The 12,432-nt window shown below is 61.8% G+C and carries 14 protein-coding genes; 1 reads left to right on the forward strand and 13 read right to left on the reverse strand.

The window, feature by feature from the left end:
* Positions 1-41 precede the first annotated feature (41 nt).
* Positions 42-1,256, forward strand: coding sequence for an MFS transporter (locus tag O3300_RS08635; protein ID WP_305052711.1), 1,215 nt, complete (start codon positions 42-44; stop codon positions 1,254-1,256).
* 3 nt (positions 1,257-1,259) lie between these two features.
* On the opposite strand, the gene O3300_RS08640 is transcribed toward O3300_RS08635, so the two are convergent.
* The 13 genes from O3300_RS08640 to nuoI form a co-directional block, all read right to left on the reverse strand.
* Positions 1,260-1,562 carry a hypothetical protein gene (locus tag O3300_RS08640; protein WP_170846310.1) on the reverse strand — a complete coding sequence of 101 codons (303 nt, stop codon included), beginning with the start codon at positions 1,560-1,562 and terminating at the stop codon, positions 1,260-1,262.
* 57 nt (positions 1,563-1,619) lie between these two features.
* On the reverse strand, positions 1,620-2,783 hold the full coding sequence (locus O3300_RS08645; protein ID WP_305052712.1) for a PQQ-dependent sugar dehydrogenase: 1,164 nt from the start codon (positions 2,781-2,783) through the stop codon (positions 1,620-1,622).
* A 36-nt stretch (positions 2,784-2,819) separates the two neighbouring features.
* Complete coding sequence (gene ispF / locus O3300_RS08650; protein WP_305052713.1) at positions 2,820-3,323, reverse strand: 2-C-methyl-D-erythritol 2,4-cyclodiphosphate synthase; 504 nt, start codon at positions 3,321-3,323, stop codon at positions 2,820-2,822.
* A gap of 20 nt (positions 3,324-3,343) precedes the next feature.
* On the reverse strand, positions 3,344-4,057 hold the full coding sequence (ispD, locus tag O3300_RS08655; RefSeq protein WP_099667166.1) for a 2-C-methyl-D-erythritol 4-phosphate cytidylyltransferase: 714 nt from the start codon (positions 4,055-4,057) through the stop codon (positions 3,344-3,346).
* 12 nt (positions 4,058-4,069) lie between these two features.
* Positions 4,070-4,777: a hypothetical protein gene (locus tag O3300_RS08660; RefSeq protein ID WP_305052714.1), complete on the reverse strand. Its 708-nt coding sequence runs from the start codon at positions 4,775-4,777 to the stop codon at positions 4,070-4,072.
* Positions 4,774-5,331, reverse strand: coding sequence for an NUDIX domain-containing protein (locus O3300_RS08665; RefSeq protein WP_070255807.1), 558 nt, complete (start codon positions 5,329-5,331; stop codon positions 4,774-4,776). The genes O3300_RS08660 and O3300_RS08665 overlap by 4 nt, the downstream gene beginning before the upstream one ends.
* 75 nt (positions 5,332-5,406) lie before the next feature.
* The gene (locus O3300_RS08670) at positions 5,407-5,736 is read right to left on the reverse strand and encodes a DUF2818 family protein (RefSeq protein ID WP_289910803.1); all 330 of its coding nucleotides are present in this window, start codon (positions 5,734-5,736) and stop codon (positions 5,407-5,409) included.
* Between the two features lie 3 nt (positions 5,737-5,739).
* Entirely contained in the window at positions 5,740-7,242 is a 1,503-nt protein-coding gene (gene nuoN, locus O3300_RS08675) for an NADH-quinone oxidoreductase subunit NuoN (protein ID WP_099667163.1), read from the reverse strand.
* A 16-nt stretch (positions 7,243-7,258) separates the two neighbouring features.
* Positions 7,259-8,761 (reverse strand): NADH-quinone oxidoreductase subunit M, encoded by a 1,503-nt coding sequence (locus tag O3300_RS08680; RefSeq protein ID WP_305052715.1) that lies wholly within the window; start codon positions 8,759-8,761, stop codon positions 7,259-7,261.
* 29 nt (positions 8,762-8,790) lie between these two features.
* Complete coding sequence (nuoL, locus tag O3300_RS08685; RefSeq protein ID WP_305052716.1) at positions 8,791-10,893, reverse strand: NADH-quinone oxidoreductase subunit L; 2,103 nt, start codon at positions 10,891-10,893, stop codon at positions 8,791-8,793.
* 46 nt (positions 10,894-10,939) lie between these two features.
* On the reverse strand, positions 10,940-11,248 hold the full coding sequence (gene nuoK, locus O3300_RS08690) for an NADH-quinone oxidoreductase subunit NuoK (RefSeq protein ID WP_010399724.1): 309 nt from the start codon (positions 11,246-11,248) through the stop codon (positions 10,940-10,942).
* Entirely contained in the window at positions 11,245-11,877 is a 633-nt protein-coding gene (locus O3300_RS08695; RefSeq protein ID WP_034779507.1) for an NADH-quinone oxidoreductase subunit J, read from the reverse strand. Before O3300_RS08695 ends, nuoK begins: the two co-directional genes overlap by 4 nt.
* Positions 11,878-11,943: 66 nt before the next feature.
* Positions 11,944-12,432, reverse strand: coding sequence for an NADH-quinone oxidoreductase subunit NuoI (nuoI, locus tag O3300_RS08700; RefSeq protein ID WP_010399726.1), 489 nt, complete (start codon positions 12,430-12,432; stop codon positions 11,944-11,946).

A 12,432-nucleotide genomic window follows, 5' to 3' on the forward strand; every position in this document is an offset into this window, starting at 1 on the left:
ACCGACCGGTTAAAAACCTCTCGGCTTTTCAGGAACCTCTCATGCATACACTTTCCAACGCTACTGACGACGATACCACCGTGGCGCCGTGGCTGGCCGTCTTATCCGTCGGCATCGGCGCCTTCGCCCTCGTCACGTCCGAATTCCTGCCCGTCGGCCTGCTGCCCGCCATGGCCGCCGAACTGGCCATCAGCAAGGGCCAGGCGGGCTTGATGATCACCACGCCCGGCATCGTTGCCGCGTTTGCCGCCATCTTCGTCACCGTCGGCTCGGGCCGCCTGGACCGCCGCATCGTGCTGCTGGCCCTGACGGCCCTGCTGGTGGCCTCGAACCTGCTGGTGGCGCTGGCCCCTTCGTATGCGTGGATACTGCTGGGCCGCGCCATGCTGGGCGTGGGCGTGGGCGGCTTCTGGGCCATCGGCAGCGCCATCGGCCCGCGCCTGGTGGCGCCGCAGCATGCCTCGCGCGCCATGTCCATCATCTTCGCCGGCGTCTCGCTGGGCACGGTGGCGGGCGTGCCAGCCGGCGCGCTGGTGGGCGATCTGGTGGGCTGGCGGGTCGCGTTCGGCGCGGCCAGCGCCATTGCCGTGCTGGTCTTCGTCGGCCAACTGTTGCTGCTGCCCAAGCTGCCGCCGACACAGGCCATCCGCCTGCGCCAGTTGCCGATGATTTTCGGCATCCGCAAGGCCAGGCTGGGCCTGATCGCCACGGCCATGCTGTTCACAGGCCAGTTCGCCGCCTACACGTATATCGCGCCTTTCCTCACACAAATCTCGCACCTGGCGGCCGGCACGGTCAGCGCCATGCTGCTCGTGTACGGCGCTTCCGGCTTCATCGGCAACCTCGTGGGCGGCTGGGCCGCCGGCCGCTACGAACGGGCCGCGCTGATGGCGACGGGCGCCGTGCTGGGCGTGTCCACCCTGGCCCTGGCCGCGTTCGGCAGCCATTCGCTTACCGCCATGCTGCTGGTGGCCGTCTGGGGTTTCGGTTTCGGCGCCATGCCGATCGCCGTGCAGACGTGGATGTTCAAGGCGGCGCCGGAGCTGATGGAAGGCAGCAGCGCGCTCTTCGTTGCCATCGTACAAGTGTCGCTGGCGTCCGGCGCCTTGCTGGGGGGCATGGCCGTCGACCGGCTGGGCGTGTCCAGCGCGATGCTGCTCGGCGGCTTGTTCGCCCTCGGCTGCGGCTTGACGATCGCCATCTTCGGCAAGCCGCAGGCCGGCGCCAAGGCCGGCGCGGCCTGCATCGCCTCGTAGGAATCAGATGCGGCCGCGGCGGAATTCTCCGAGGAATTTCGTCACTTCGGCCGGCGTCATCACCACATCCGCGTCGCCGTGATACGCATACAGGAAGGGCGTGCCGCCCAGGCGGTCCGTCAGCTTGGCAAAGAGCAGAAAGCGGCTGCCCAGCGGGTAGCGCTGCAGGTCGACCAGGCGGCGCGAGCACTGCACGGCCAGCTCGGGCGAAAAAGCCTGGCCCGGCACGGGGCGGATTTCCACGCGGCCATTAATCGCGCGCGATTCGACGGCGACGTGCCGGTATGCATAAGTATCACGGGCCATGCCGCCACCTTGAATGAAGTAAAGGCGCCATCTTAAGCGAAGTGGGCGCCTGCCGTGCTACTGCGGCACGATGCGCAACAGGCGGCCGTTGTCTTCATCGGTCAGCGCGTACAGGTAGCCATCCGGCCCCTGGCGCACGTCGCGCACGCGCGCGCCGATGGCCAGGCGGTCTTGCCCCGTCACCTTGCCGCTGGCATCGACGGCGATGCGGCGGATATCCTTGGCCGCCAGGCCGCCGCTGAAGATGCTGCCGCGCCAGGCGGCAATCTTGTCGCCCGTGTAGACAGCCAGTCCGGACGGCGCCGGCGACGGCACCCAGGCCACGCTCGGATTGAGCATGCCCGCCACTTCGTGCTTGCCGACGGGCTCATGCGTCGTGTAGTCGGCGCCATAGCTTTGCAGGGGCCAGCCATAGTTGCCGCCCGCCACCACCAGGTTCAGCTCGTCGCCGCCGTATGGACCGTGTTCCGTGGCCCATACGCGACCGGAAACGGGGTCGAGCGCCAGGCCCTGCACGTTGCGGTGCCCATACGACCAGATTTCCGGCAAGGCGCCCTTGGCGGCCAGCGGATTGCCGGACGCCGGCTTGCCGTCTTCCGTCAGGCGCAGGATGGAACCCTGGTGCGTGGCCAGATTCTGTGCCTGCTCGCGCGCCAGGCGGTCGCCGATGCGCAGCGGCGGGTTGCCGCCATCGGCCACGCTCATCAGCAAAGTGCCGTCCGGCAGCCACAGCAGGCGCGAGCCGAAGTGCTGGCCGCCGCTCTTGTCCGTAGCGACCTTGAACAGGGTCTGGATGCCCGCCACTTTCTTGCCGTCGAACACGCCGCGCACGACGGTCGTGCGGTTGGCGTCATTGTTGCCGGTCGACACCGTCATGTAGACGCGCTGCTGCGCCTTGCCCGCATCCTGCGGGTGCAGGACGATATCGAGCAAGCCGCCCTGCCCGCCCGTAAACACCTTGGGCATGCCTTCCAGCGCCACGTCGGTAAAAGTCTTTCCATTCAGCAGATGCAAGGTGCCCTGCTTGCTGGTGACGAGCGCGCGCCCCTCGCCCAGCCAGGCGATGCCCCACGGTTGGCGCACGCCTTCGGCCACGGTAACGGCCTTCCATGGCTGTTTCGCGGCGGGCGGTTCGCCCGTCGCTTGCAGTTCGGCGTGGGCCGCTGGCGCGGCGGCCAGTGCCCATGCAAGCAGGATGCTGGTACGGCGTAGCTGGAACATGCTCTCTCCTGTCAGTGGTCGATGGTCGGTGGCGTATCAGGCGCGCAGCAGCAAGGCCACGGCTTCGGCCGCGATACCCTCTTCGCGGCCCAGGTAGCCCAGTTTTTCATTCGTCTTGGCCTTGATATTGACCTGGCCCACACTCACGCCCAGGTCGTCGGCCACGTTGGCGCACATGGCGGCGATGTGCGGCGCCATTTTCGGGCGCTGGGCGATGATGGTGGCGTCGATGTTGCCGATGATATAACCGGTCGCCTGCACGCGGCGCACGGCTTCGCGCAGCAGGGTGCGCGAATCGGCACCCTTGAATTGCGCATCCGTGTCGGGGAAATGGCGGCCGATGTCGCCCAGCGCGGCGGCGCCGAAGATGGCGTCCGTGATGGCGTGCAGCAATACGTCGGCGTCGGAATGGCCGAGCAAGCCCAGGTGATGGGGGATTTTCACGCCGCCGATGATCAGGTCGCGGTTTTCCACCAGCGCGTGGCAGTCATAGCCCTGGCCGATGCGGAAAGGCAGTACGGGAGTGGTGATGGTCGTCATGCGGTCTTTCTGTTCAGGATTCAAGGATGGGCCAAGTACAGTTCGGCCGTGTGTATGTCGCGCGGCAAGGTCACCTTCAGGTTGCGCGGGTGGCCTTCGACCAGCCTGGGCGCCAGGCCCAGCGCTTCGACGGCGCTGGCGTCGTCCGTGATCGCTTGCGGATCGGGCGCTTGCGACAGGGCCCTGTGCAGCAGCGCATAGCTGAACATCTGCGGCGTCTGCGCCAGCCATAAATGGTCGCGCGGCACCGTCTGCGCCGACAGGCTGTTCTGCCCTGCCCGCTTGACGGTGTCGACCACGGGCAAGGCCAGCAAGCCGCCGGCCGGATGGTCCGCGACTTCGGCGATGAGTTTTGCGATCAGCGCCGGCGTCAGGCCAGGGCGCGCCGCGTCGTGCACCAGCACCTGGTCGTGGGCGGCTATGCTGCCGTGCAGTGCCTGCAGGGCATTCAGTATCGTTTCCATGCGCGTGGCGCCGCCGCAGCGCAGCACAGTGACGCCTGAGGCTGCGCCCTGCCCCGGCACGACGGCGTCGATCTGGCCATCCTCGGCGCTGACGACGACATACGTATGCGCGATCAGGGGGCTGGCGAGAAAGGCGTCGAGCGCGTGGCGCAGCATGGGCTTGCCGGCGATAGGTAAATATTGCTTGGGACTGCCCGCTTCCATGCGCGCGCCCACGCCGGCGGCGGGGATCAGGGCAAAATAACGGGGGCGATTCGGTGCTGCTGTCATGCCATTCCTTGTCTAGTTGGCGGGCGCTGTCTTGCCCGCCAGGATATTCTGGATCTCACCATTGCACGCCTTGCCCAGGCGCGCATATTCCTGCGGAGAATCGATGGCCGCCTGCAAAATTTCCACCTTGCGCATTTCGGCCTTGACGTACGGCAACCAGCCCGTGTCGATCTCGCGCGCCAGCGCCGCCTTGGCCGTGCCGCTGGGCGCATACAGGGGCCGCGCCTCGAAGCGCTTGGCCAGCGCGGCGCGCACGGTCTTTTCCACGCGCGGCAAGTGTTCCATATAGGTTTTCATGTGCCGCAGTTCGTGCGCCAGTATCTCATCATACGCGCAAGTGCCGGGGGCAAATTCGCGGCCGATGTAGATCACCACGGGCGCATACGTGAGGGTGACGGTAATCTGCGGCGCCACGCATTCGTAGCCGCTGGCCGGGTCTTGCAGCATGGGGCCGGCCAGGGCGATCCGCACCTGCGACTCGGTCTTCGTCAAGCCCAGCACCCAGGTGTTGGCGCGCGCCGTGCCCTTCATGACGGTCAGGGCCTTGTACGGCAGATGCGTGTCGATGCTGTAGCCGTTCTGCTGCGCCGTCAGCACGGACACCGTCTTGCTGATCGTGTCTTCGCAGCGCACCTGGAACGGCGTGCGCGCCGCCCCGTGTGCGCCCAGGCTGGCCGACGCCAGCAACAGGAAGATCGCCGTGCGCATGCGCAGGATCAAGCCGGCTGCCAGGCGCCGCTGGTAATCTTGTCGAGCCAGAAGATGCCGATGACGGTTTTCACGTCCGTGATCGTGCCATCCTTGACCCAGTCGAGCAGCTGCGGCACGGTGGCCGTGAACGTTTCCAGGAATTCGCCTTCATCGAGCTGGCGTTCGCCCGCTACCAGGCCGCGCGCCAGGAACAGTTCCAGGTGCTCGTCCGAATACGCGATGGCGTTGTGGATGGTGGAGACGAATTGCCAGTCGCTGGCCGTGTAGCCCGTTTCTTCCAGCAACTCGCGCTGGGCGCAAGCCAGGTGCGATTCGCCCGCGTCGATCTTGCCGGCGGGAAACTCAATGAAGACCCGGTCCAGCGGATAGCGGTACTGGCGTTCCATCAGCACCGTGCCATCGTCGAGCAGCGGCAGGATGACGACGGCGCCCGGATGCAGGACGAATTCGCGCGCCGTGATCTTGCCATCCGGCAGCGCAACCCGATCGCGCTGCACGCGCAGGAAGCCGCCCTGGTAGACGAGCTCGCCGTCCACCTTGGTCTCAGTTAAATTCATATCCATGCGTTCAGTATCCATACCTTGATTATGCTCAATAAAAAAAAACGGCGCCAGAGGCGCCGCTTTCGGTCGATGGGGCTAATGTCGTTTGCGCAGGTAGCGGGTGACAAAGCCTGGAAAAGCCAGCACCAGGAACAGACAGCCCGTGATGGCATAGAACTCCCACGTCTGCGGGAAACCGTTGCCGATGCGCGCTTCGAGCGCGAACGCCACGGCGCCGACGATGAAGTACAGAATCACCATCTCCAGCAGGCGCAGCGCCAGCGGCTTGCGCCAGCCTTTGCCCCCGTCTGCTTGCGCCGCCTTTTTCAAGGGCACGGCGGCAAACAGTTTCTCGTTCAGGAAAGGCAGGTTGGCGCCCAGGATGCCCAGGGCGATCACCAGCCAGCTCGAGACGGTGACATCCATCGGTCAGGACGCCAGGGTCTTGGTGATGGCGGTTGCGCAGGCAGCCAGGATGCTGTTAGGCATCGCACCCAGCGCCAGGACGAACACGCCGTTCAGGGCCAGCACGACGCGCATGTCGCCATGCACGACCAGCGCATTGCTGTCGGTCGGCTCGTCGAACCACATCATCTTCACGACGCGCAGGTAGTAGAAGGCGCCGATCAGCGAGAACAGCACGGCGGCGATGGTCAGCCACAGCTGGCCCGTGGCCAATACCGATGCCAGCACCGAGTACTTGGCCATGAAGCCCATCAGCGGCGGCACGCCGGCCAGCGAGAACATGAACAGGGTCATCACCAGTGCGAAGATCGGGCTGCGTTTGCCCAGGCCCTTGAAGTCGGCCAGTTCGTCTGCTTCGAAACCATTACGTGCCAACAACATGATCACGCCAAAGGTACCCAGGGTGGTGAACACATAGGTGATCACGTAGTACATCGAGGCGCCGTAGGCGGTGGCTGCGCCAGCCGCGTTCAGGGTGTTGTTCGGTGCATCCACGGTACCGGACAGCAAGCCCAGCAGAACGAAGCCCATTTGTGCGATGGTCGAGTACGCCAACATGCGCTTCAAATTCGTTTGCGCGATCGCGGTGAAGTTACCGATCGCCAGCGACATCACGGCCAGCACCAGCAGCATTTGCTGCCAGTCATGCGCCATCGGCAGCAAGCCTTCGGCCAGCAGGCGCAGGGTGATGGCGAAGGCGGCCAGTTTCGGCGCCGCGCCCAGCAGCAGGGTCACTGCCGTCGGCGAACCTTGATACACGTCAGGCACCCACATGTGGAATGGCACGACGCCCAGTTTGAAGGCCAGGCCGGCTACCAGGAACACCAGGCCGAAGACCATGATGGTGCCGTTGGTCTTGCCGTTTTCCAGCGCCACGCGCAGTTCGCCCAGGTCCAGGGTACCGGAGGCGCCGTACAGCATCGAGATACCGTACAACATGAAACCGGAAGCCAGTGCGCCCAGGATGAAGTATTTCATGGCCGCTTCCGTGGCCTTGGCATTGTCACGGCGCAAGGCGATCAGTGCGTACAGCGACAGCGACATCAGTTCCAGACCCAGGTAAATGATCAGGAAGTTGTTGGCCGAGATCATGATCATCTGGCCCAGCAGTGCAAACAGGGCCAGCACGTAGAACTCGCCGCCCAGGTTACCCGACAGCATGCTGCGGTCGGTGGCGTAGGCACGCGAGTAGATCAGGGTCAGCGCCACGGCGCCGTAGGAGAACAGTTTCAGCAACTGCGACATCGGGTCCGACACGAACATGTTATTGAACGTGTAGACGGTGGTGCCCGCGTTGAAGTCGCCCACGGTCAGCAAGGCGCAGCCGGCCAGGGTCAGCAAGGCCAGCACGTAAGTGATCGAACGCTTCGCCGCAGGCAAGAACATATCGATCAGCAAGAGCGCCGACGTGGCGATCAGCAGAAAGATTTCCGCGTACAGCGGTACCAGATTAGGTGCATTAGTCATGTTATCGGTCTTCTATTTAAGGCAGCAGCTTGCCGGCTTTGACATGGGCAAGCAGATCAGTCACCGAGGTTTGCATCGTGTCGGTGAACGGGGCTGGGTACAGACCCATCACGAGCACGGCGATGGCCAGCACAGCAAGCATGAAGAATTCACGTTTGTTGATGTCGGTCAATTCGGCCACATGCTTGTTCTTGATCTTGCCGAACACCACGCGCTTGGCCATCCACAGCGAGTACGCCGCGCCCCAGATCAGTGCCGTTGCAGCCAGCAGACCAATCCAGAAGTTGAATTTCACCGCGCCCAGGATCACCATGAACTCGCCGACGAAGCCGGACGTCGCTGGCAGACCGCAGTTGGCCATCGAGAACAGCACGAAGAAGGCGGCAAATTTCGGCATGCGATTCACGACGCCGCCGTAGTCGGCGATGTTGCGGGTATGCATGCGGTCATACAGCACGCCGATGCACAGGAACATGGCGCCGGAGATGAAGCCGTGCGAGACCATCTGCACGATACCGCCCTGCACCGAGATGTCGTTGAACATGAAGAAGCCCAGGGTGACGAAACCCATGTGCGCGATCGACGAATAGGCGACCAGTTTTTTCATGTCGGTTTGCACCAGGGCAACCAGACCGATATAGATGACGGCGATCAGCGACAAGGCGATCATGAAGCCCGACAGGTAGTGGCTGGCGTCCGGCGTGATCGGCAGCGAGAAACGCAGGAAGCCGTAGGCGCCCAGTTTCAGCATGATGGCGGCCAGCACGGCGGAACCGCCCGTAGGCGCTTCCACGTGGACGTCCGGCAACCACGTATGCACGGGGAACATCGGCACCTTGACGGCAAACGCCATCAGGAAGGCCAGGAAGATGAAGATCTGTTCATTCATCGTCAGCTTGAACGCATGCCAGGCCAGGATGTCGAAAGTACCCGACACATTGCGCAGGTAAATGATGGCAACCAGGGTCAGCAGCGAACCGAAGAAGGTGTACAGGAAGAACTTGAACGACGCGTACACACGGTTCGAACCGCCCCAGATACCGATGATGATGAACATCGGGATCAGGGTTGCTTCAAAGAAGAAATAGAACAGCAAGCCGTCCAGCGCGCAGAACACGCCGATCATCAGGCCCGACAGGATCAGGAACGAGCCCATGTACTGGGCGATGCGCTTCTCGATCACTTGCCAAGCGGAAATGACGACGATGACGGTGATGAAGGCCGTCAGTGGCACGAACCACAGGGACAGGCCATCGATACCCAGCGAGTACCAGATATTGAAGGTTTCAATCCACGGTGCTTTTTCGACGAATTGCATGCCGTGCGCGGCGTTGTCGAAATGCTGGATCAGGGGCCAGGTGCACAGCATGCTGAGCACCGCGCCGGCCAGCGACAGCCAGCGGGTAAAGCCCGCTTTGCTGTCACGGCCGAGAGCCAGGATCAGGACGCCGCAAATGATCGGCACCCAGATCGACAGACTCAGGTAAGGAGGTAGTGTAGAAATCGTAGACTGCATCATGGTTCTCAGTATTCTTTTATCAGGTCAGCTTACTTAGCGGGCCAGAATGGCAGGAAATAGATCAGGAAGCCCAGCACGCCCAGGATCATCACGAATGCATAGTGATAGATGTAGCCGGTCTGCAACACTCGCGACAGCGAGGACAGCCAGGCGACGACCTTGGCGCTACCGTTGACCAGCAGGCCATCGATCAGCTTCTTGTCACCGAAGTTCCACAGGCCATTACCCAGCAAGCGGGCACCGCCGGCGAACACGACTTCATTGAACTTGTCCATGTAGTACTTGTTGTCCAGCAGGGTGTGGATCGCGTGGAACTTGGCAAAGAACCAGGCCGGTACACGCGGGTTGACCATGTAGCAGTAGTAGGCTGCCACCACGCCGGACAATGCCAGCCAGAACGGTGCCGTCGACAGGCCGTGGATCGCCATCGCCATTGCGCCGTGGAATTCATGCGACAACTCTTCCATTGCTGGATGGTTTTCGCCAACGAAGATCACGCCCTTGAAGAAATCGCCATGCAGCATCGGGCCGATCGTCAGGTAACCGATGATCAGCGAAGGAATCGCCAGCATCACCAGCGGGAACCACACGACGAACGGCGATTCATGCGGCTTCTGGCCAGGTTCCAGGCCATGGTGGCCGTGGTCATCTTCCTCTTCTTCATGACCATGGTCGTCATGTGCGTCGCCGTGCGCGCCATGGGCCGCTTTCGGTGCGTGATGGTCGTCATGGCCGTGGGCATGCGCCTGGCCGAAACGTTCCTTGCCGTGGAAGACGAGGAAATACATGCGGAACGAGTAGAAGGCGGTAACGAAGACGCCAGCCAGCACGGCGAACTGGGCAAAGCCAGCGCCCCAGATGTGCGTCGCTTCGACGGCTTCGATGATGCTGTCTTTCGAGTAGAAACCGGAGAACAGCGGCGTGCCGATCAGGGCCAGCGAACCGACCAGGGAGGTGATCCAGGTGATTGGCATGTATTTGCGCAGGCCACCCATGTTGCGGATGTCCTGGTCATGGTGCATGCCGATGATGACGGAACCGGCGCCCAGGAACAGCAGTGCCTTGAAGAATGCGTGCGTCATCAGGTGGAACACGGCCACGGAGTACGCGGACGAGCCCAGCGCCACGGTCATGTAACCGAGCTGCGACAGGGTCGAGTAAGCGACGACGCGCTTGATGTCGTTCTGGATGATGCCCAGGAAGCCCATGAACAGCGCCGTGATGGAGCCGATCACCAGGATGAAGGACAGTGCCGTGTCGGACAGTTCGAACAGCGGCGACATGCGCGAAACCATGAAGATACCGGCCGTCACCATCGTCGCGGCGTGGATCAGTGCCGAGATCGGGGTAGGACCTTCCATCGAGTCAGGCAGCCACACGTGCAGCGGGAACTGCGCCGACTTGCCCATCGCGCCGATGAACAGGCAGATGCAGGCAACGGTCAGCAGGGCCCAGTCGGTACCTGGCAAGCTCAGCAGTGCCAGTTCGTCTTTCTTGGCGAACACTTCCTGGTAGTTCATGGTGCCGGCGTAGGCCAGCAGCAGGCCGATGCCCAGGATGAAGCCGAAGTCGCCCACGCGGTTGACGAGGAAAGCCTTCATGTTGGCCACGATGGCCGTCGGACGCTGGTACCAGAAACCGATCAGCAGGTAAGAAACCAGGCCCACTGCTTCCCAACCGAAGAACAGTTGCAGGAAGTTGTTGGCCATGACCAGCATCAACATCGAGAACGTGAACAGCGAGATGTAGGCGAAGAAGCGGTTGTAGCCTTCGTCATCCTTCATGTAGCCGATCGTGTAGATATGCACCATCAGGGAGACGAAGGTGACCACGCACATCATCATCGCCGACAGCGAATCGATCTGGAAGCCCACTTCCATCTTCAGGGTGCCGATCGTCATCCAGTTATAGATCGTGCCATTGAATGTCGCGCCATCCATCACTGCCAGCAATGTCTGCACGGACAGGATGAACGCAATCAGTACGCCCAGGATCGTCGCGGTATGCGACGTCTTGCGTCCGACCAAATTACCCAGGAACTGGGTGCCAAGCAAGCCTGCAATCGCGGCACCGGCCAGCGGCGCCAGCGGTACGGCAAGAAGGAGGTTAGGGTTGAGGAGTTGCCCCGCCATGATGAACCTTAATCGTTATTATTCGAGAGATCGAGTCTGAAAAACATCAGCCTTTGAGGCTGTCCAGGTCTTCGACGTTGATGGTATCCAGATTACGGAACATCACCACCAGAATAGCCAGACCGATAGCCGACTCAGCGGCGGCAACCGTCAGGATGAAGAAAACGAAGATCTGACCGGCCGCGTCGCCCATGAAATGGGAGAACGCGATGAAATTCATATTCACCGCCAGCAGCATCAATTCGATTGCCATCAGCAATACGATGATGTTCTTGCGGTTCAGGAAAATACCGACGATCGAGATTGCGAACAGGATCGCGCCCAGGACCAGAAAATGTGTGAGCGATAATGTCATGGTGCCTCCTTAACTTCCGGCTCAGCCGCAGGACGCTCGACGACCGCGTCCATCTTGATGATCTTCAGGCGGTCGTTGCGCTTGACGCGTACCGCATCGCCTGGAGCAAAATGCTTGGTGTCCTTGCGTTTGCGCAAAGTCAGTGCGACCGCGGCAACGATGGCCACCAGCAGCACGACGGCGGCGATCTCGAAGGCGAACACATATTTCGTGTAGATCAGCAGGCCCAGTTCCTTGGTGCCGCCCAGATTGACGTTCACCGGAGCGATGCTAGGCGCAAAGTTGCGGAAACCGTGCCACAGGACAGCGGCCATTTCCAGCACGATGATCACGCCCACCGTCACGGACAAAGGCAGATAGCCCCAGAAACCTTCGCGCATGCGGTCGATATTGATATCGAGCATCATGACCACGAAGAGGAACAGCACCATCACGGCGCCGACATACACCAATACCAGCACGATGGCCAGGAATTCAGCTTGCAGCAGCATCCAGATGCCCGCTGCGGAAAAGAAGGACAGTACCAGGAACAGTACTGCGTGGACCGGATTACGGGCCGTGATGACGCGCGTCGCTGCCAGAATCAAGATCAGCGCGAAGGCGTAAAACAAAATTGTTTTAAAGTCCATAAAAAACCCAATAGACGTACAGATGAACGAGGGGCGCGCCGCAGCTGGTCAGCTGCGGCGCATCCATCAGCGATAAGGTGCGTCGGCGGCGCGCGCAGCGGCGATGTCATTTTCATAACGATCGCCTACGGCCAGCAACATCTCTTTCGTGTAATACAAATCCCCGCGTTTCTCGCCGTGGTATTCCAGGATTTGCGTCTCGACGATCGAATCGACCGGGCAGGACTCTTCGCAGAAACCGCAGAAGATGCACTTGGTCAAGTCAATATCGTAACGCGTGGTGCGGCGCGAGCCGTCGTCACGCTGTTCCGATTCGATCGTGATGGCCATTGCCGGGCAAACCGCTTCGCACAGTTTGCAGGCGATGCAACGTTCCTCGCCGTTCGGGTAGCGGCGCAGCGCGTGCAAGCCACGGAAACGCGGCGAGATCGGTGTCTTCTCTTCCGGGAATTGCACCGTGATCTTGCGCGAAAACATGTACTTGCCTGTCAACGCCATGCCCTTGATCAGCTCGCCTAACAAGAGGCTGCTGAAGAAATCTTTTACCTTATCCAT

This window comes from Janthinobacterium sp. SUN206, from assembly GCF_030587305.1.
GTDB lineage: Bacteria > Pseudomonadota > Gammaproteobacteria > Burkholderiales > Burkholderiaceae_D > Janthinobacterium > Janthinobacterium kumbetense.

Coding starts and splice junctions, on each gene's coding strand:
- O3300_RS08635 (WP_305052711.1), top strand. CDS start 42: ATGCATACACTTTCCAACGCTACTGACGACGATACCACCGTGGCGCCG.
- nuoK (WP_010399724.1), bottom strand. CDS start 11,248: ATGACATTATCGCTCACACATTTTCTGGTCCTGGGCGCGATCCTGTTC.
- O3300_RS08695 (WP_034779507.1), bottom strand. CDS start 11,877: ATGGACTTTAAAACAATTTTGTTTTACGCCTTCGCGCTGATCTTGATT.
- O3300_RS08665 (WP_070255807.1), bottom strand. CDS start 5,331: ATGGATATGAATTTAACTGAGACCAAGGTGGACGGCGAGCTCGTCTAC.
- O3300_RS08670 (WP_289910803.1), bottom strand. CDS start 5,736: ATGGATGTCACCGTCTCGAGCTGGCTGGTGATCGCCCTGGGCATCCTG.
- nuoL (WP_305052716.1), bottom strand. CDS start 10,893: ATGGCGGGGCAACTCCTCAACCCTAACCTCCTTCTTGCCGTACCGCTG.
- ispF (WP_305052713.1), bottom strand. CDS start 3,323: ATGACGACCATCACCACTCCCGTACTGCCTTTCCGCATCGGCCAGGGC.
- O3300_RS08645 (WP_305052712.1), bottom strand. CDS start 2,783: ATGTTCCAGCTACGCCGTACCAGCATCCTGCTTGCATGGGCACTGGCC.
- O3300_RS08640 (WP_170846310.1), bottom strand. CDS start 1,562: ATGGCCCGTGATACTTATGCATACCGGCACGTCGCCGTCGAATCGCGC.
- O3300_RS08680 (WP_305052715.1), bottom strand. CDS start 8,761: ATGATGCAGTCTACGATTTCTACACTACCTCCTTACCTGAGTCTGTCG.
- nuoN (WP_099667163.1), bottom strand. CDS start 7,242: ATGACTAATGCACCTAATCTGGTACCGCTGTACGCGGAAATCTTTCTG.
- nuoI (WP_010399726.1), bottom strand. CDS start 12,432: ATGGATAAGGTAAAAGATTTCTTCAGCAGCCTCTTGTTAGGCGAGCTG.
- ispD (WP_099667166.1), bottom strand. CDS start 4,057: ATGACAGCAGCACCGAATCGCCCCCGTTATTTTGCCCTGATCCCCGCC.